General features: G+C 63.0%; 16 protein-coding genes. 6 read left to right on the plus strand and 10 right to left on the minus strand.

All coding sequences use genetic code 11. From position 1 onward, the window contains the following. Nucleotides 1–43: 43 nt before the first annotated feature. Nucleotides 44–964, minus strand: coding sequence for a quinoprotein relay system zinc metallohydrolase 2 (locus QOU61_RS08885; RefSeq protein ID WP_289657731.1), 921 nt, complete (start codon nt 962–964; stop codon nt 44–46). 321 nt (nt 965–1285) lie between these two features. On the opposite strand from QOU61_RS08885, the gene QOU61_RS08890 reads away from it, so the two are divergent. Together QOU61_RS08890 and QOU61_RS08895 are read left to right on the plus strand one after the other, a co-directional pair. After that, a complete protein-coding gene (locus QOU61_RS08890; protein WP_502876904.1) occupies nt 1286–2113 on the plus strand; it encodes a substrate-binding domain-containing protein in 828 nt (275 codons plus the stop codon). A gap of 35 nt (nt 2114–2148) precedes the next feature. Further along, nucleotides 2149–2673: a PQQ-dependent catabolism-associated CXXCW motif protein gene (locus tag QOU61_RS08895; protein ID WP_502876947.1), complete on the plus strand. Its 525-nt coding sequence runs from the start codon at nt 2149–2151 to the stop codon at nt 2671–2673. A gap of 4 nt (nt 2674–2677) precedes the next feature. Here the strand turns inward: QOU61_RS08895 and QOU61_RS08900 are convergent, their stop codons facing one another. The 5 genes from QOU61_RS08900 to QOU61_RS08920 are packed head-to-tail and all read right to left on the minus strand — an operon-like array spanning nt 2678 to nt 7119. After that, the gene (locus QOU61_RS08900; protein ID WP_289657733.1) at nt 2678–3292 is read right to left on the minus strand and encodes a hypothetical protein; all 615 of its coding nucleotides are present in this window, start codon (nt 3290–3292) and stop codon (nt 2678–2680) included. Continuing rightward, nucleotides 3289–4137 (minus strand): lanthanide ABC transporter permease protein PedC, encoded by an 849-nt coding sequence (locus tag QOU61_RS08905; protein WP_289657734.1) that lies wholly within the window; start codon nt 4135–4137, stop codon nt 3289–3291. The genes QOU61_RS08900 and QOU61_RS08905 overlap by 4 nt, the downstream gene beginning before the upstream one ends. Beyond that, complete coding sequence (locus QOU61_RS08910; protein WP_289657735.1) at nt 4134–4952, minus strand: lanthanide ABC transporter ATP-binding protein PedB/LutE; 819 nt, start codon at nt 4950–4952, stop codon at nt 4134–4136. Before QOU61_RS08910 ends, QOU61_RS08905 begins: the two co-directional genes overlap by 4 nt. Beyond that, complete coding sequence (locus QOU61_RS08915; RefSeq protein WP_289657736.1) at nt 4949–5920, minus strand: YVTN family beta-propeller repeat protein; 972 nt, start codon at nt 5918–5920, stop codon at nt 4949–4951. Before QOU61_RS08915 ends, QOU61_RS08910 begins: the two co-directional genes overlap by 4 nt. Nucleotides 5921–5937: 17 nt before the next feature. Then, nucleotides 5938–7119 (minus strand): lanthanide ABC transporter ABC transporter substrate-binding protein PedA1, encoded by a 1182-nt coding sequence (locus QOU61_RS08920; RefSeq protein ID WP_289657737.1) that lies wholly within the window; start codon nt 7117–7119, stop codon nt 5938–5940. Nucleotides 7120–7247: 128 nt separating this feature from the next. On the opposite strand from QOU61_RS08920, the gene QOU61_RS08925 reads away from it, so the two are divergent. Continuing rightward, nucleotides 7248–7763 carry a DUF3280 domain-containing protein gene (locus QOU61_RS08925; protein ID WP_289661406.1) on the plus strand — a complete coding sequence of 172 codons (516 nt, stop codon included), beginning with the start codon at nt 7248–7250 and terminating at the stop codon, nt 7761–7763. Between the two features lie 10 nt (nt 7764–7773). On the opposite strand, the gene fghA is transcribed toward QOU61_RS08925, so the two are convergent. Further along, nucleotides 7774–8616 (minus strand): S-formylglutathione hydrolase, encoded by an 843-nt coding sequence (gene fghA, locus QOU61_RS08930; protein ID WP_289657738.1) that lies wholly within the window; start codon nt 8614–8616, stop codon nt 7774–7776. Between the two features lie 96 nt (nt 8617–8712). Then, entirely contained in the window at nt 8713–9333 is a 621-nt protein-coding gene (locus QOU61_RS08935; protein ID WP_289657739.1) for a response regulator transcription factor, read from the minus strand. A 197-nt stretch (nt 9334–9530) separates the two neighbouring features. On the opposite strand from QOU61_RS08935, the gene QOU61_RS08940 reads away from it, so the two are divergent. Both QOU61_RS08940 and QOU61_RS08945 read left to right on the plus strand, forming a co-directional pair. Next, nucleotides 9531–10886: a histidine kinase gene (locus QOU61_RS08940; protein WP_289657740.1), complete on the plus strand. Its 1356-nt coding sequence runs from the start codon at nt 9531–9533 to the stop codon at nt 10884–10886. Between the two features lie 239 nt (nt 10887–11125). Continuing rightward, a complete protein-coding gene (locus tag QOU61_RS08945; RefSeq protein ID WP_502876905.1) occupies nt 11126–13552 on the plus strand; it encodes a TonB-dependent receptor in 2427 nt (808 codons plus the stop codon). Between the two features lie 133 nt (nt 13553–13685). Here the strand turns inward: QOU61_RS08945 and QOU61_RS08950 are convergent, their stop codons facing one another. Then, nucleotides 13686–13901 carry a hypothetical protein gene (locus QOU61_RS08950; RefSeq protein WP_289657741.1) on the minus strand — a complete coding sequence of 72 codons (216 nt, stop codon included), beginning with the start codon at nt 13899–13901 and terminating at the stop codon, nt 13686–13688. A 224-nt stretch (nt 13902–14125) separates the two neighbouring features. Here QOU61_RS08950 and QOU61_RS08955 point away from each other — a divergent pair, with 224 nt between their 5' ends. Then, complete coding sequence (locus QOU61_RS08955; protein ID WP_289657742.1) at nt 14126–14311, plus strand: hypothetical protein; 186 nt, start codon at nt 14126–14128, stop codon at nt 14309–14311. Nucleotides 14312–14526: 215 nt separating this feature from the next. Here QOU61_RS08955 and QOU61_RS08960 read toward each other — a convergent pair whose 3' ends face one another. Beyond that, nucleotides 14527–16236 carry an AMP-binding protein gene (locus tag QOU61_RS08960; RefSeq protein WP_502876906.1) on the minus strand — a complete coding sequence of 570 codons (1710 nt, stop codon included), beginning with the start codon at nt 16234–16236 and terminating at the stop codon, nt 14527–14529. Nucleotides 16237–16394: the final 158 nt, after the last annotated feature.

Here is a 16394-nt window from a genome sequence, read left to right on the forward strand (position 1 = left end):
AAAGATGACCGCGCGCGCTTGTCAATATAATGGATCGCGACGACTATTCCCATTCAATTTCAGAAAATGCCGTGGTCGCGTTGCGTGCATTGTAGTCATCGAACAATTGCCATCGCGACCGCTCGGAGGCAGCAGCCCGCTCTGCCGCAGATCGGATCGGTTCACCGCGGGCCAGTGATGCGCGGATATCAGCGTCCAGCGTTTCAAGGTAGCGGCGTTCGTCGGCAAGCGCGGCTGGCCATTGGCTCACCGGTCCGTGACCAGGAACCACTTGCCGGGCGGGCAGGGCGGCGAGCGCTTTGACGGAGGCCAGAAAGCCGCGAATACTGCCATCGACGACCGGAACATGCGCAAGAAAGACGAGGTCGCCCGCAAAGAGCGTTGCCGTCTGCTCGTCCAGAACGGTGAGATCATTGTCGGAGTGCGCGGTCGGCCACGCGTGCAGCACGAGGGAGCGCGAACCAAGATCCAGCCTGAGTGTGTCCGCAACAAGCAGCGTTGGCGGCACCAGCCGGACCTCGTCGATCAGCGCCTCGCCCATGATGGAGCGAAAGGCATCGAGGTAGAAGGGCCCGCGCGTCGAGAGCGCCTGGGGAAGATTGTGGTGCCCGACAAACGTCGTCCCGCTGCCGATGAACGCCGCGTTTCCGAAGATGTGATCCGGATGGCCATGGGTGTTGATGACGTAGCGGATCGGCTTGTCGGTCCGGGCAAGGATGGCCGCACGCAGTCGGCGTCCCTCGCGGACGCTGCCTCCCGTATCGATCACCGCGACCGCATCATCGCCGATCACGAAGCCGACATTGGCAATGGCGCCGTCATTGTCGCGCGTCATCAGCGCGGTCGATCCCTCGTGCACATAGACGCCGGGCGCAACCTCGCGCACCTCTAACGCCTGCTGCTGCGCCCGTACCGGTCCGCAGAGCAGCAACAGGCAGGCAAGAATCCAGGTGCAGCGGATCACGCTGCGGCCTCCATTGCGCTGAGCATGACCGCCTGTTTCTGTTCCATCGATCCGACCTGTTGCATCGCAACGTGCGGCGGACGTGTCGTGAAGATTATCCGTTGAAGGCCACAATCAGGCAGCATAGCATCCCGCCGCGCCTCGCGCCGCTATCCAGACGCGTCGTCTCGTCATTGCCAATGTGCTCGAAAGTTGGCGCCCATGCAAAAGCCGAAGCAGCCTCCTCGGACAAAAGCCAGGACAAGCACGACGACAGGCATCGCGGAGAGGAAAGTAGCTTTGCGGCGTCGTCCGCAAGCGTCGGCTCTTGCGACTATTGTCTTGCTTGGCAGTTGCGCACTCGCGCGCGCGCAAGTAAGCGACACCGGTGACCTGTCGATCGAGCTTGTCGACCCCAAGGTCTTGCGGGTGTGCGCCGACCCGCGCAATCTGCCGTTCTCCAACGAGAAGGGCGAGGGATTCGAGAATAAGCTCGCCGAGCTGTTTGCCGACAAGCTGCAGAAGAAGCTCGATTATGTCTACTTTCCCCAGGCGACCGGTTTTGTCCGGATGACGCTCGGTGCCCATCGTTGCGACGTCATCATGGGATTTCCGCAAGGCGATGATCTCGTGCAGGCGACCAATCCCTATTACCGAACGGCTTACGCGCTGGTCACACGACAAGGCGGCGGATTGGAAGAGGTCTCCACGCTGGAGGACGAGCGGCTCAGGGGCAGGCATATCGGAGTCGTCGCGGGTACGCCGCCTGCCACAAACATGGCCGCCAACGGGCTGATGGCGTATGCCAAGCCCTACCCGCTGATGATTGATACGCGTGTCGACTCGTCGGTCGAAGCCATGGTCAATGACCTCGCGGCCGGCAAGATCGATGCCGGTGTCCTGTGGGGGCCGATGGCGGGCTTCTACGCGAAGAAGGCCAACCCGGCGCTGCATGTCACGCCGCTGGTCAAGGAAACGGCCGGACCGCGGCTCGTCTACCGTATCGGCATGGGCGTGCGACCCGCCGACCAGAACTGGAAGCGCCTGCTCAATCGGCTGATCCAGGAGAACCAGCCGGCGATCAACAAGATCCTGCTTGATTACGGCGTTCCCTTGCTCGACGAAGACGATCATCCGATCGATGCGGCGGCAGCGACGAAGTCGCCATGAGCGGAAGGCGCGAAGGCCTGGTCCTCGCGGCATTCATGTTCGCGACGACGGCCTTTGCGCAGCAACAGGTCGGTGAGCCCGAAGGCTATCGCACGGACGATTACCAGGCACCTGTGCCGTCGCGCCTTGCCGGCGCGCGGGTGCTCTCGACCGCCGAGGCTGAGGCGATGTGGCGAGCACATGACGGCGTTTTCGTTGATGTGCTGCCGCGCCCGCCGAAGCCGAAGGGCCTTCCTCCCGGTACGGTATGGCGCGACAAGCCACGGCTCAACATCCCCGGAAGCATCTGGTTGCCCGACACCGGCTATGGCGTCTTGTCGCCTGCGACCGAGGACTATCTGCGCCGCGGTCTTGCGCGCGCGTCCCGGGGCGATCCCTCCGTGCCGCTCGTCATCTACTGTCTGGCGGATTGCTGGATGTCGTGGAACGCGGCGAAGCGCGCGTTGAGCTACGGCTATCGAAACGTGGCCTGGTTTCCCGAGGGGACGGATGGCTGGGAGCGCGCCTCCCTCCCGTTCACCGAGGCGCAGCCGGAGCCGCGGCCGGGCGAGGAAAGATAGCCTGCTACTCCATTTCCTGCTGGATCACGCGGCCGAGCGCGAACAGCCGCTGATCGATCGTGGTCGGAACGTCGCAGACAAATTTCACGACCCGGCGCCGATCCTCGAAAATCCGGGTCTCCCAAATCAGCTGATTGCTCAGCTCGTCGATCTTGGGCTGGTCCGGCGGGGAAGCATCCTGCAGGGCTTGCAGCGCCAGCGTGTCAGACCGGATCTTCTCCGCAGCTGTTCGCTGCTTGCGCATGACGCGCTCGAGGCCATTCATGACCGAAGAGCGCTGCGCATTGAGCGTATCGAACAGACCGGCGAACAACTGCTTGCCGGCTGCAAGCTTGTCGGTCGAACTGGTGATGAACTCGCTGGCGTCCTTTTGCGCTTCCTCAAGCGGGGTACGGCGCGCGGCGAGCCGCGCCACGAGCGCGGCAAGCTTGGCGTCGTCCTTCCACTTGTCCTGGACATCGTCAAGCGAAGGCCCGGCCCACACCGCCGGCAGGGATATTTCCGGAACCTTGGCTTGCGCACATGGCCAGTCCGGAAAGCGCGGATCGGCTGCAAGGCTGAATTCGCCGGAGGCCGCGACCGCGATCAGCGCGCCGATCATCGTGATCCGCCAACTCATGTCTCGCCTCCGGCGGGGCCGCGACGGCTGAAGCCGCGTGATGGATCGTAGGCGTAGATGGCTCCGACCATGAAGGCAACCGTGCAGCCCGCCACCACGGCGAACGAAACCCAGTTCATCTTCATGTAAAAGGCGAAGCGGATCAGTTCCACCGCGTGGGTGAACGGATTGATCTGACAGACGTAGTAGAGAAACGGACTTCCTTCCTGAACCCGCCAGAGCGGATAGAGCGCGGAGGAAGCAAAAAACATCGGGAAGATGACGAAGTTCATCACGCCGGCAAAGTTCTCGAGCTGGCGAATGCCGGAGGAAATCAGCATGCCGAGGGCTCCGAGCATCAAGCCCGACAGCACCAGCGCCGGCAGCACCGTCAGATAGCCGAGCGGCGGCGGCTCGATGTCCCAGAACCAGGCGATCAGCAGGAAGGCATAGACCTGGAGCAGCGAAACCGCGGTTCCGGCGAGGAGCTTGCAAAGCAGCAGGTACCATCGCGGCAGCGGGCTCACCAGCAAGGTGCGCATGTTCCCCATCTCGCGGTCGTAGACCATCGACAGCGATGACTGCATGCCGTTGAAGAGCTGGATCATCGCCATCAAGCCGGGCGCGATATAGACCTCGTAAAGGACGTAGGTCTCGTAGGGCGGGATGATGGAGATACCAAGCACCTGACGGAAACCGGCGGCGAAAATGAACAGCCAGACCAGCGGCCTCACCAGCGCCGAGATGAAGCGCTCGCGCTGATGCAGGAAGCGCAGCCCCTCGCGCCAGACGATGCCGATCAGGCAGGTCGCGTACTCCGCAAGCGAAAAGCCGCTCCGTTCGTTCTCGATCGTCGTCGCGCTCATGACCGGAGGTTTCCCGGTTTTGCGGCTGCGTCGGTGAGGCGCCTGAAGGCGGATTGAATGTCATCGCCCCCGGCCTCGGCGATGACGCGCGCGGCCGGGCCGGATGCCAGGATGCGGCCTTCATGCAGGATCACGAGCTCGTCGCTTGCCGTGACCTCATCCAGTAAATGCGTGGCCCAGAGCACGCCGATGTTCTGTTCGGCCACGAGCTGCCGCACATGGGTCAGGATATCGGCGCGAGCCCTCACATCGAGCCCGACGGTCGCCTCATCGAGCAGAAGCAGGCGCGGCCGGTGCAGCAGAGCGCGTGCGATTTCGAGCCGCCGCATCTGTCCGCCCGAGAGATCGCGAACCTTGCTGCTGGCGCGGTCGGCAAGACCGATATGTGGCAGCAGGCGATGGCTACGCTCGATGGCATCGCGCCTGCCGATGCCATGCAAGGCGGCGTGGTAGAGCAGGTTCTGCCTGACCGAGAGATCCAGGTCGAGTGTCCGCGGCTGGAACACGACGCCCATCAGCCGCAGCGCCTCGCCGGGTTCGCGGCCGATGTCATGGCCGAAGATGCTGACGTGTCCCGACTGAATCCCGAACAGACGCGTCACCAGCGAGAACAGGGTGCTCTTGCCGGCACCGTTCAGGCCGAGCAGCGCGGTGAAGCCGGCAGGCGCGACCGTGAAGCTGATGTTGTCAAGAGCGCGTCTTGCACCATAGGAATGGCTGAGACCCGCGATCGATAGAGCCGGCGCGGTGTGAAGGCCGGGCTTCGGGTCGGTGGCCGGCTCTCGGCCGGCAGCGGGCGCTTCGGTTATCGTCATGGCTGCGCAATCGTGATGCCCCAGGGCAGCTCGCCGACCTGGATCGTCTTGATGACTTTCAGCGCGGCGACGTCGATCACGGAGACGTCGTTTGAGACGCCGTTCGTGACCAGCAGATATTTTTCGTCCGGCGTGAAGGCGGTATGCCAGACCCGTTGGCCGACGAGAAGATATTTGGTGACCGCGTGGCTCGTGCCGTCGACGACGGCGATCCGATTGGCCGGGCCAAGTGCAACGAACCCGGTCTTGCCGTCCCGGGTGATGCTGATGCCGACCGGCTGGATCGCTTCCCGCCGCAGGCCGGGAATGCTGAATTCGATCTTGCCGGTCACCACGTGCTTGGCGGGATCGATGATCGATACGGTGCCGCCGATTTCGGACGAGACCCATAATTCGGATCCATCACGCTTGAATTCGGCGTAGCGCGGGCGCGAGTCGACCAGCACGTTGGCAACGATGCGGCGCGACGCGACATCGATGAAATGCGCCATGTTGGTCGTTTCGGAGGTGTTGATCAGGATCTTGCCGTCCGGGCTGACGGCCATGCCCTCGGGCTCCACTCCGACCTGGATGTCGCCGACGCGGGTGCGCTTTTCGAGATCGACGACGGTGACGGTGTTGTCGTTCTCGTTGGCGACGTACAGGGTCTTGCCGGCGAGATCCTGGGTGAACAGTTCGGGATCGGGCCCGGAGGGCAGCGTGTCGACGACTTGCCGGGTTGCAACGTCGATCACCTGGATCGTGTCGTCGTCGCCGACTGCGACCAGCACGAACTTGCCGTCCCGCGTGAATTCGATGCCGCGCGGCCGCTGTCCGACCTTGATGGTATGGATGAGCGACCACGTATTGGTATCGATGACCGACACCGTATTGCCCTTCTCGTTCGAGACATAGGCGATGAAGGCCTGCGCGGGCGCAACCGCTGCCAGCCAGCCGGCTATCACGCAAAGCAGGGCATGGCGCCGCATGCACGAATTCTCCGTCGTCAGTGAAGCTTACACCTGGTCTCGGGCCGGTCGACACCGAGGGTATCGAGTTCCGAGACCTGATGCAGAAAACCTTCCTGAGGTGAGACCGAGACGACCATGCGGCCGTCGGCGAGCAGGATGGGCTGGCGAAGCTGCAGGTTCCAGTCCCGCAGCGTCAGAGGCTGCCCCTTGAAAGCCGCAACGGAAAAGTCGGGGCCCTTGATGAACTCCAGCAGCCGCTTGGGGTCACCGGAGTTGGTCCGTGCGGCGGCCTCTCCGACCATGCGTGCCGCGGTCCACGCCTGCATGTCGAGCGCAGTCATCCGCCTTGACGTCATTTTCTGGAAGCGGTTCTGCAACTGGATCGCCCCCCATTGGTCATGCGCGGCATCCCAGCTCGTGGGCTTGAGGCCGGCCGAACCGGCCACCGGTCGCGGATCCCAGGTGCGGTAGGGCAGGTAGGCGGCGAAGACCTCGCTTTCATCGGCCGCGACGAGGACGTCATAGGCAGGTGCTTGCTGCGTGAACACAGGCATCTGGCGCTGGATCAGGGTCACACCGCTGTCGCTGCGGCGCGCGCCGCCGCTATCCTCAAACGTCTTCTCCTGCACGATCTTCGCGCCGAAGCGCGTAGCCGCGCGCCGCAGCGCATCGGCGTAGAGCCGGTCGCGGTCATGCGATCCGACCACCAGCACCCAGCGCTTCCATTGCTTCCAAACCAGATATTGGGCAAGCGCGTCGGCGAGCATCGAGCGGGTCGGCGCCACATGGATGATGTTGGCACGGCAATCCTCTTCGCGCAGGCGGTCGTCGATCGCGCCGGCATTCAGCAGCAGCGTTCCGCGGTCCCGCAGCGCGTCGGCGGCCTGCAGCAACTGATCCGCCGGCAGATCGGCAATGACGAAGCCGCTGTGATCGGCAAGGGTCGTCGCGGCCTTTGCGGCCTCATCGCCCTCCTTGAGGCGCACCACTTCCAGGGTGAAGTGCTGGTTCAGGAACTTGCCCGTGGTGTTGTTGTCCGCGATGGCGAGGCGGGCGCCGGCGATGCCATCGTCGCCGGGCGGCTGCTCGACCAGGGACAATGTCGACCTCACGCCGGCCTGGCCCAGATATCCGATGCTGATTTCGATGGGGTCAGCGGCAAGCCCCGGCGTGGCCGCGATGCAAAGGCCGAGTGCACCGACCAACCACCGGATCATGGGCGCTCCCTGACATTCTTACCGCCTGACTGGCGGCGCGGTTTCTTTCAGGCAAGACTGAATTGTCGTAGCGTGCAACCCGCAATTTGTCGTAGCGGGACGGCAAGGCGGTCTTGCAGGTCACGATCATGAGAGCATTCGCTGTTATCATCTTCTTGACATTGGCGGCGCCGGAAGCGGTGTGCGCCGATCTGCCGAAGCTTGCAGTGTTTGATTTCGAGTTGCTCGATACCAGCCTGCGGGGCGAGATCAGCGGGCCGCAAAAGGATGAGCAAGAGCGGCTGAAGCGGGCCGGCGATCAGGTGCGCCGACAACTCGCAGACTCCGGCAAGTTCGAGATAGTCGATATCTCGCCCGTCAATGTTGCTGCACATGGCAGCAATCTGCAGGCCTGCGGCGGCTGCGACGTGCGCTACGCGCGACAGCTTGGCGCCGACCTCGTCATCACCGGCGTCGTGCAGAAGGTTTCCGAACTCATCCTCAGCATGAACATCTATTTGCGCGACGTCCAGACCGGGCGCCTCGTGACTGCCATGAGCGCTGATTTCCGCGGCAATACCGACGAATCCTGGTCGCGAGCGGCCAGCTATCTGGTGCGCAATCGGCTGCTGGCGCCGAACTACGGCAAACCACAACCGCAATAGGCCTGCGTGCTCACGTCAGGCGCGCGGCGTGCCAGCGCAGATGATCGTCCATGAAGGTGGAGATGAAATAGTAGCTGTGGTCGTAGCCGGGCTGTCGGCGCAGCAGCAGAGGGATGCCGCCCTTTTCGCATGCCGCTGCCAGCAATTCCGGACGCAGCTGCTCGGCGAGAAACTGGTCGGCGTCGCCGTAGTCGACGAGGAAGCCGGGATATCTCGCGCCATCCTCGATCAGCGCGACGGTGTCATACTTTCGCCAGGCCCGCTGATCCTGGCCGAGATAGCCGCCCAGCGCCTTGATGCCCCAGGGCACCCGTGATGGTGCCACGATCGGCGCGAACGCGCTCGCGGCGCGGTAGCGGTCGGGATGACGCAGCGCCGCGGTCAAGGCGCCGTGTCCGCCCATGGAATGGCCGAGAATGGATTGGCGGCCGGGGTCGACAGGAAAGTGCTCGGCAACCACTTTGGGCAGCTCTTCCGTGACATAGCTCCACATGCGGTAGTTGCGCGCAAAGGGCGGCTCCGTCGCATCGAGATAAAATCCCGCGCCCAGCCCGAAATCATAGGCGCCCGCGGGATCGCCGGGCACGTCGGCGCCGCGTGGGCTGGTGTCGGGTGCAACGAAGACCAACCCGAGTTCCGCGCAGGTGCGGCGGAATTCGCCCTTTTCCGTGACGTTCGCGTGGGTGCAGGTCAGGCCCGAGAGATACCAGACCACCGGCAGCTTCGCGCCCCCGGCTTGCGGCGGCACGTAGACCGAGAACGTCATGTCCGTCCTGGTCTGCTCGCTGCTGTGGCGGTAGACGCCTTGCGTTCCGCCGTGAGATCGATTGGTTGAAACGGTCTGAATTGCCATGATGATGAGATCTCCGTACGCCCGGCAACGAAATCGCCGATCGCGACCCCCGCTCGCATTCTGCCTTTTGAGTCCCCGGGAATCGCGGTGCGAGCGTCAGGCAACGCCATTCTCGATCGCGAGGCGGACGAGCTCGGTCGATGTGCGCACGCCAAGCTTCTGGCGCATGATCGAGGACGTGTTGGCGACGGTCTTGTACGAGGAGTGCACCAGCCAGGCGATCTCGGACAGGCTCTTGCCCGCGCTGATCAGGCGCAAGATCTCCATTTCGCGCGAAGTCAGCTTCGACAGCGGGCTTCGCGCAAACGCCGGTCCGGCAAAAGCGATGCTGCGCGCGACCGCGGGCTTGAGGAAGGTGTTGCCTTTTCCGACCTCGCGGATCGCCTCGAGCAGATCGTACGGATCGCCGGATTTTGAGACGTAGCCTTTTGCGCCGACCTCGATCGCGCGCGCGGCAAAAATCGGATCATCGTTCATGCTGAACATGATGATGCGCGCCGACGCCTCGCGCGCGAGGATTCGCCGCGCCAGCTCGTAGCCAGACACGGTCGGCAGGTTGATATCGATCACGCAGACATCCGGGCGTTCGACGATGAAGAGGCGTTCGCCGCTCTCGGCGTCGGACGCTTCCAACAGCGCTATGTCGGGATCGTCGGCGAACAAGGTCCGACAGCCCGATGCGACAATGGGGTGATCATCGACGATCAAAACGCGCATTGGCATGGATCCCGCAGTCGCGTCCTTCGGCATCGCCGCAATGCGCGAAGCCAAGCGAACGCGGCTTGTCGGCAGCGCGTCCTCTCGGAACATGCGTCGCACGCGACGTTACTGTAGACTTCATTAGATAACCGGCTGTTTTGCCTGTCAACGCTGTCTTGTCAAGGAACCGGATGAAGGGGGCTGGGATGAATCCGATGTGGCGAAGCCTTTCCCTGCGTGCCCGGATCAACCTGCTGCTGGGGCTGTTCCTTGCGCTTGGCCTCGCCGTCAACATTGCACGGCTTGTCGTCGAGGCCGGACCGCGTGTTCGCGCCGAAGATCAAAGCGTCGTACGGTTGGTCCGCGAATTCGTCGAAATGATCAGTGCCGACCTCGGCGCGACGCCTGACCCCGATGCCAAGCTGAAGCAGATTGCCGATCATCTCAATCGGCTTCGTCACGTCAGCGTCACGCGAAAGAGCGAGGCTGGCGGGCCATCGGACGCCGATCGCGCTGCCGACAATGAAGATCCCCGTCCGCCGCCCGGCTGGTTCGTCAAGCTGATCCATCCGGAGCAGACTTCCATCGAGGTGCCGGTCGCGGTCCACGGCAAGCCGGAATCGCTTGTCATTACGTCCCACCCCAATGACGAGATCGCGGAAATCTGGGATGGCATCCTCACTCAGCTCGAGGTCGGCCTCGCAATCGCTGTCGTGCTGCTCCTTGTCACCATGCGCGTCGTCGGTCGCGCGCTGGCACCGCTTGGGGCATTGTCTCGCGCGATGACGAAGATCGAGGAGGGGGCCTATGACACCCGCGTTGCACCCGGTGGCGCGCCTGAACTCGCGGCGATCTGTGCCAAGCTGAACCACCTCGCGGCCACGCTGGGAAACGCCGTCGAAGACAAGCGGCGCCTCGCGGAGCGGGCGGTCTCGTTGCAGGATCGGGAACGCAAGGCTATTGCCCGCGAGCTGCATGATGAATTCGGGCCGTGTCTCTTCACGCTGCGTGCTCATGCGGGTGCGCTGGCGCGGCTTTCGGCGACCGGCGAGCCGGAAGTGTGTTCGCTGCAAAAGCATGGCGATGCGATTCTCAAGCAGGTCAATGCGCTGCAGCAGCTCAACCGCATGGTGCTTGAGCGGCTGCGTCCGGTCGGGCTGGCCGAGCTCGGGCTTCGCGGCGCCCTTGAGGCGCTGTTGCGTCTATGGCGGGAATCCCATCCCGACGTCGCGATCAAGACTCACATTTCGCAGGTGCTCGGCGCGACCGGCGAGACCGCCGACTTGACGATATACCGGGTCATCCAGGAATCGCTCACCAACGTTTTTCGCCATGCCGGCGCCACGACCGTTGACGTCACCATCGAACCGACGAATTCACAGCAGGTTGGGCGCAGCTGTGCCTTGGTGCGGGTGCGCGACAATGGTCGCGGCCTGCAATTCGACCACAAGCTTGGCTTTGGCCTGATTGGCATGCGGGAGCGGATTTTGGCGCTGGGCGGAACACTCTCGATCGCGTCCGGCGAGGGCGGTGTCATGGTGGAAGCGCTCATTCCCACGGGGACACAGTAGAAATCCATGATTTCAATGTGGTTTTGGTTCAGAAGGTCTCTTGACGGACTCGCAGCAGCAATGAAGAGAGCTTCTCAACCACCACGCCGGCAGTGCGTTGGTGCGGAACCCGTCCGTTGCATCGATCGGGAAATTTTCCCGGGTTTCTCGGGAAAAACTCGCGCCCGGCACTTGCCTTTTTGCACGCGCGCCAGCGCGTTGGCGCGCGTATCGTCCAGCGGCTGAATTCCAGATGGCCGATGGAATGGGAAGTGAGTACGCGTGCCCTGTCGATGGTGTCGATATCGGTGGCGCTCTCCCTCGCGGGGGAGGGCTACGCGCAGGATGAGCCAGGCAATGTTCACAGGTTGCCGCCCTTGCGGGTGACGATTCCAGGGCCGCGCGCCAAGCCTGCGCCACCAAAAACGGCCCCTGCCATCGCGCGTTCGCTGCCAAGGGTCCGCGTCTATCCGCTGACGCCGATCGCGGGCGCAAACATCGAGGTCGACAAGGTCCCCGCCGCCATTAACGTGGTCGAATCTGGCCAGATCGAGCGCACCGGTTCGCTCAATATTGCTGAAGCGCTGCAGCAGGCCGTGCCGGGTGTCACGCTGAGCGAAGTTTCGGGCAATCCATTTCAGCCGAACGTTGAATTCCGCGGGTTCGTGGCCTCGCCCGTCGCCGGCACGCCGCAGGGACTGGCCGTCTACCAGAACGGCGTACGCATCAACGAGGCGTTCGGCGATACCGTCAATTGGGATCTGATCCCGACCACTGCAATCAAGTCGGCGACGGTGGTGACCAACAATCCAGCCTTCGGCCTCAACGCGCTCGGCGGCGCGGTCAGCATTCAGATGAAGGACGGCTTCGGCTATCACGGCGCGGAAATCGACACGATGGGCGGCGCGTTCGGCCGTGTCCAAAGCTCGGTGCAGTGGGGTAAGCAGGTCGACAACTTCGCGACCTACGCCGCGCTTGAGGGCGTGCACGACGACGGCTTTCGCAATTTCTCCGCATCGGATATCAAGCGGTTCTACGGTGATGTCGGCTACCGGAGCGACAGCACCGAGTTCCATCTCAACATGGGCGTGGCGGATAACCGGTTTGGCGCCACCGCCACCGCGCCGGTCGAGCTGCTGCAGCAATATTGGGGCGCAACCTACACCTCGCCGCAGGTCACCGACAACCGCGTGGGCTATGTCAATTTCACGGGCAAGGTCGAGGCCACGCCGAGCTGGACACTCGAGAGCGGCCTCCATGTTCGCGTCTTCGAACAGAAGGTGCTGGACGGGAATCCGACCGGAGCGCAGCCGTGCGCCGCCAATGCCGCACTGCTGTGTTTTGGCGACGACACGACACCGGCGAATGGCCTGAATGGCGCCCAGCTCGCCAATCCGTTCGCCAGCGGTGCGGTGCTGGGTGAACTCGATCGAACCGTGACGCGCTCGACCACCACGGGCGTATCGCTGCAGGCGACCAACAGCGACCAGCTGTTCGGTCACAACAATCGCTTCGTCGTCGGCACCAGCTTCGATAGCAGCGTGTCGCGATTTTCCGCCAGCGCCGAGCTCGGCACCATCGGTCCCGGCTTTGTCGTGAGCGGCAGTGGCATCTTTCTCGGACAGTCGGGCAGCCCGGTCTCGATCGGCCCGGTCGCGCTGCGGACCACCAATCAATACAGCGGGCTCTATGCGCTCGACACGTTCGATGTGACCAACGCGTTTTCGATCACTGCGGGCGGCCGGTTCAACGATGCCCGCATCGCGCTGGAGGACCAGATCGGCACCGCGCTCAACGGACGCGAAACTTTCGATCGTTTCAACCCGCTCATCGGGGGCACGTACAAGATCACTCCGGGGTTGACCGCCTATGCCGGCTACTCCGAAGCCAATCGCACGCCGACCCCGCTGGAATTGGGATGCGCGGACCCGGCCCGTCCCTGCATCATCGCGGCCTTTCTCGTCTCCGATCCGCCCCTGAATCAGGTGGTATCGCGCACCGTCGAAGCCGGGCTGCGGGGCACGCAGGAAACGAGCCTCGGCACATTGAGCTGGAAGGCCGGCATGTTCCGCGCGAAGAACACCGACGACATCCTGGCCATCCCCAGCCCGCGGCTCCAGGGCTTCGGCTACTTCCAGAATGTCGGCTCGACGCGCCGGCAAGGCATCGAGGCTGAAATCAACCTGAAATCATCCAGACTGCAGTTCTACGCAAGCTATGCCTTCGTCGATGCGCGCTTTCTCGACACCCTGCAGGTCGGCTCCAACAGTCCGTTTGCCGACAGCAACGGCAACGTCCAGATCCTGCCGGGCAATCAGATCCCGGCCGTGCCGCGGCAGCGGATCAAGGCGGGGTTCGATTACTCGATTACGGAGGCCGTCAAGGTTGGCGGCGATGCCCTGTTCGTGGGCAGTCAGTATTTCGTCGGCGATGAGTCGAACCAGGCGGCGAAGCTGCCGCCCTATGCCGTTTTCAACCTCCATGCGTCCTATCAGATCGACAAGACGTTCCGTCTTTATGGCCGCCTCGATAACGTCCTTGATAACCGCTACGCGACTTACGGCACGTTTTTCGACACCGCGGCCATACCCAACCTGGCTAACGGCGGTGCGCCCTTTATCGATCCGCGTTCGCTCAGTCCAGCACGGCCGCGGGCCTTCTATGTCGGCCTGAAAGCAACATTCTGAAGCAGCGTGCGCGCCGCGCCGCCCTAATGGCATGCACGGCTTCCGGCCGCCGGATCACCAGAAAGGTGATCGTCGTCGGCGCAAAGGCAGGCGCGCTCAGATGCCCGGAAAATGCATCCTTGACGTCCGCGACTTAAGCCTGGCTCCTGGGAATATATTTACCCAGGACGCATTTGTAACTCTGTAACGTCCACTCGTGATACGGGCCTTTGGCAAGCCAGTCGGCAATGCCGATCTGCGCATTTACCGAACAAGCGCTCATCGTGATGCCCGACTGCTCGCTTGTGGTAACGACTTTCTCCAGGCACAATTGACCGTTGCAAAGAATGGCGACGAGGGTGACGAGCATGTTGACCTTTCGTTGATGAGCATGCCTTTCGTTAGGTCCATGCAGGGTTCGTGCCATCGTTGGTGCGTTCTGGGTTACTCCCGTAGACAGAGTGAAGCGCAAATTTCTCGCTGCTAATCAAAGGTCTAGGTTCGCGCACAGCAAAGCGCTATCAATCCCCAAGATTGCGTGCTCCGCCAGCCAGGCGGCAATTTTTGCAGTGCTCGAGTCCGGGGACGCTTCCGATGACGGAGTGGTACCTAGTCTGGGTCGAAGGTCTGCGCGGACCAGAGCCGCAGAAGTGGTCTTCGGATGCGCTCTGGGGCCAGCTTGGCCGTCAGGACGTTATTGTCCGCTTCCAGTTGACGGATCGGGAAGCGAAACTGCCGCTCGACCAGCTGGCAAGGCTGCACCCGATCCCAACCGGGTGATTCTTCGAAACCCTGCGCGCTCAACCCGTTCCGTGGGTGGCTGCGCGTAACGGTCGAAAGCTGCGGCGGAGACGTTGTGCCCCGCAGCTAGAGCATGATCCGGAAAAGCGTGTAGCGGTTTTCCCTCGCGACAAACGCGGAACGCGTTTGCGCGGAGATCATGCTCAATCAAGAACCTAAAGCGCGATGACGATTCAGCCTGATCTCAACGCGCTTTAGTGCCCTTCCTTCAACTTGAACCGTTGCACCTTCCCGGTCGCCGTCTTCGGCAAGCTGTCGTGAAAGCGGATCGATCGTGGGTATTTGAAGGGCGCGATCGTCGATTTGACGTGATCCTGAAGACGCCTCACGCATTCGGCGTCGGCGGCAACCCCGGGTCTCAGCACGACGTGAGCTTCGACAATCTGACCGCGCTCCACATCAGGGACCCCGATCACACAACATTCGGCGACATCCGCATGCAAAAGAAGGGCGGCCTCGACCTCCGGACCGGCGATGTTGTAGCCGGCCGAGAGAATAATGTCGTCCGTGCGCGAGGCAAAATGAAATCGCCCTTCGGCGTCGCGCACGAAAGCGTCGCCGGTGAGATTCCAGCCGTCTCGCACATACTGAGTCTGACGCGAGCCGTTCAGGTATCGGCAGCCCGTGGGTCCACGAACGGCCAGACGGCCAGGCGTTCCGTCCGGCGCCTCATTCATGTTGTCGTCGACGACCTTGGCTCCATAGCCCGTCACCGGCCGCCCGGTGGCGCCGGCGGCCGCGTCTCCCAGGCGATTGGAGATGAAGATGTGCAGCATTTCCGTCGCGCCGATCCCGTCAAGGATCGGCTTGCCGACCTTGCGCGTCCATTCGTCAAAGATGGGGGCGGGCAGGGTTTCTCCAGCGGAGACGGCGATGCGCAGCGAGGACAAATCGGCGCCGTCATTTGCTGCCGCCAGCATCACGCGATAGGCGGTGGGCGCGGTGAAGCAAATCGTCGCCTTGTGAGTCTGGATCAACTCTATCAGGTTGGGGGGCGAGGCGTTTTCAAGCAGCGCCGCCGCCGCTCCGAATCTCAGGGGAAATATCGCCAATCCGCCGAGCCCGAAGGTGAAGGCAAGCGGCGGCGATCCGACGACGACATCGTCAGGTCCGACGTTCAGCACCTCGCGCGCATAGCCGTCCGCAATGATCAGGAGATCGCGGTGGAAATGCATGGTCGCCTTGGCTTCTCCGGTGGTGCCCGATGTAAATCCGAGCAGGGCGACATCGTCGCGGCCCGTTTTGACGGCATTGAACCGGACGGGCTTGCCGAGTGCGACGCGGTCAAGTTCGGCATCATGGCTCGACGTGCCATCGAAGCAGACGACCTTTTTGAGAAAGCGGCTCTCCTTTGCGCAAGCCACCAGCTCATCGGCGATGCGGCTGTCGCAAAGGGCGAGGGCGATCTCCGCCGTGTCGACGACTTTCGCCAGCTCGACCGCGCGAAGCATCGGCATTGTATTGACGACCACCGCGCCGGCCTTGGTGGCGCCGAGCCAGGCCGCGACGAAAGCCGGGTTGTTGCCGGAGCGGATCAGGACGCGGGCGCCGGGAACGACGCCGTAATCCTCGACGAGCGCGCGGGCGATCCGGTTGGACCAGTCGCTCAATTCCTTGTAGGTGCGTTGACGGCCGTTACCGATGAGCGCGATGCGGTCGCCCATGCCGTGTTCGACGATCCGATCGGTCAGTTCGACCGCGACGTTGAGATAGTCCGGATACTGAAATTCCGGCCGGTCGAGCAGAAGGTCCGGCCATTGTTCGGTCGGCGGCAAGCGGTCGCGCGTGAACGTATCGACGTGGCCGGTTGGACCGAGGGCCGCAAGGCCACCCGCATGACGGCGCGAGACGGGGCCGAGGCCGTGACGTTCGGACGAATGCGGCTCCGATTCCTGCCTGGTCATCTGTTGTTCCTCCCTTGATCCGATAATGGGCGGACAGCCGTCCGCCATGGTCAGCCGAATTGAGAGACGTGATCCCGCGGTCCGCCCCTATCCCGGACGTTGGATAATTATTTCGTCTTTAGATATTTTATATATGAAATATATAGGCCGGTCAAGCC

This window comes from Bradyrhizobium sp. NP1, from assembly GCF_030378205.1.
In the GTDB taxonomy this organism is placed as follows: Bacteria; Pseudomonadota; Alphaproteobacteria; order Rhizobiales; family Xanthobacteraceae; genus Bradyrhizobium.

Excerpts from the sequence above, each read along its gene's own strand:
- QOU61_RS08925 (WP_289661406.1), top strand. The coding sequence starts at position 7,248 with ATGAGAGCATTCGCTGTTATCATCTTCTTGACATTGGCGGCGCCGGAA.
- QOU61_RS08945 (WP_502876905.1), top strand. The coding sequence starts at position 11,126 with ATGGAATGGGAAGTGAGTACGCGTGCCCTGTCGATGGTGTCGATATCG.
- QOU61_RS08950 (WP_289657741.1), bottom strand. The coding sequence starts at position 13,901 with ATGCTCGTCACCCTCGTCGCCATTCTTTGCAACGGTCAATTGTGCCTG.
- fghA (WP_289657738.1), bottom strand. The coding sequence starts at position 8,616 with ATGGCAATTCAGACCGTTTCAACCAATCGATCTCACGGCGGAACGCAA.
- QOU61_RS08920 (WP_289657737.1), bottom strand. The coding sequence starts at position 7,119 with ATGATCCGGTGGTTGGTCGGTGCACTCGGCCTTTGCATCGCGGCCACG.
- QOU61_RS08905 (WP_289657734.1), bottom strand. The coding sequence starts at position 4,137 with ATGAGCGCGACGACGATCGAGAACGAACGGAGCGGCTTTTCGCTTGCG.
- QOU61_RS08900 (WP_289657733.1), bottom strand. The coding sequence starts at position 3,292 with ATGAGTTGGCGGATCACGATGATCGGCGCGCTGATCGCGGTCGCGGCC.
- QOU61_RS08895 (WP_502876947.1), top strand. The coding sequence starts at position 2,149 with ATGTTCGCGACGACGGCCTTTGCGCAGCAACAGGTCGGTGAGCCCGAA.
- QOU61_RS08940 (WP_289657740.1), top strand. The coding sequence starts at position 9,531 with ATGTGGCGAAGCCTTTCCCTGCGTGCCCGGATCAACCTGCTGCTGGGG.
- QOU61_RS08960 (WP_502876906.1), bottom strand. The coding sequence starts at position 16,236 with ATGACCAGGCAGGAATCGGAGCCGCATTCGTCCGAACGTCACGGCCTC.
- QOU61_RS08910 (WP_289657735.1), bottom strand. The coding sequence starts at position 4,952 with ATGACGATAACCGAAGCGCCCGCTGCCGGCCGAGAGCCGGCCACCGAC.
- QOU61_RS08935 (WP_289657739.1), bottom strand. The coding sequence starts at position 9,333 with ATGCGCGTTTTGATCGTCGATGATCACCCCATTGTCGCATCGGGCTGT.
- QOU61_RS08915 (WP_289657736.1), bottom strand. The coding sequence starts at position 5,920 with ATGCGGCGCCATGCCCTGCTTTGCGTGATAGCCGGCTGGCTGGCAGCG.
- QOU61_RS08955 (WP_289657742.1), top strand. The coding sequence starts at position 14,126 with ATGACGGAGTGGTACCTAGTCTGGGTCGAAGGTCTGCGCGGACCAGAG.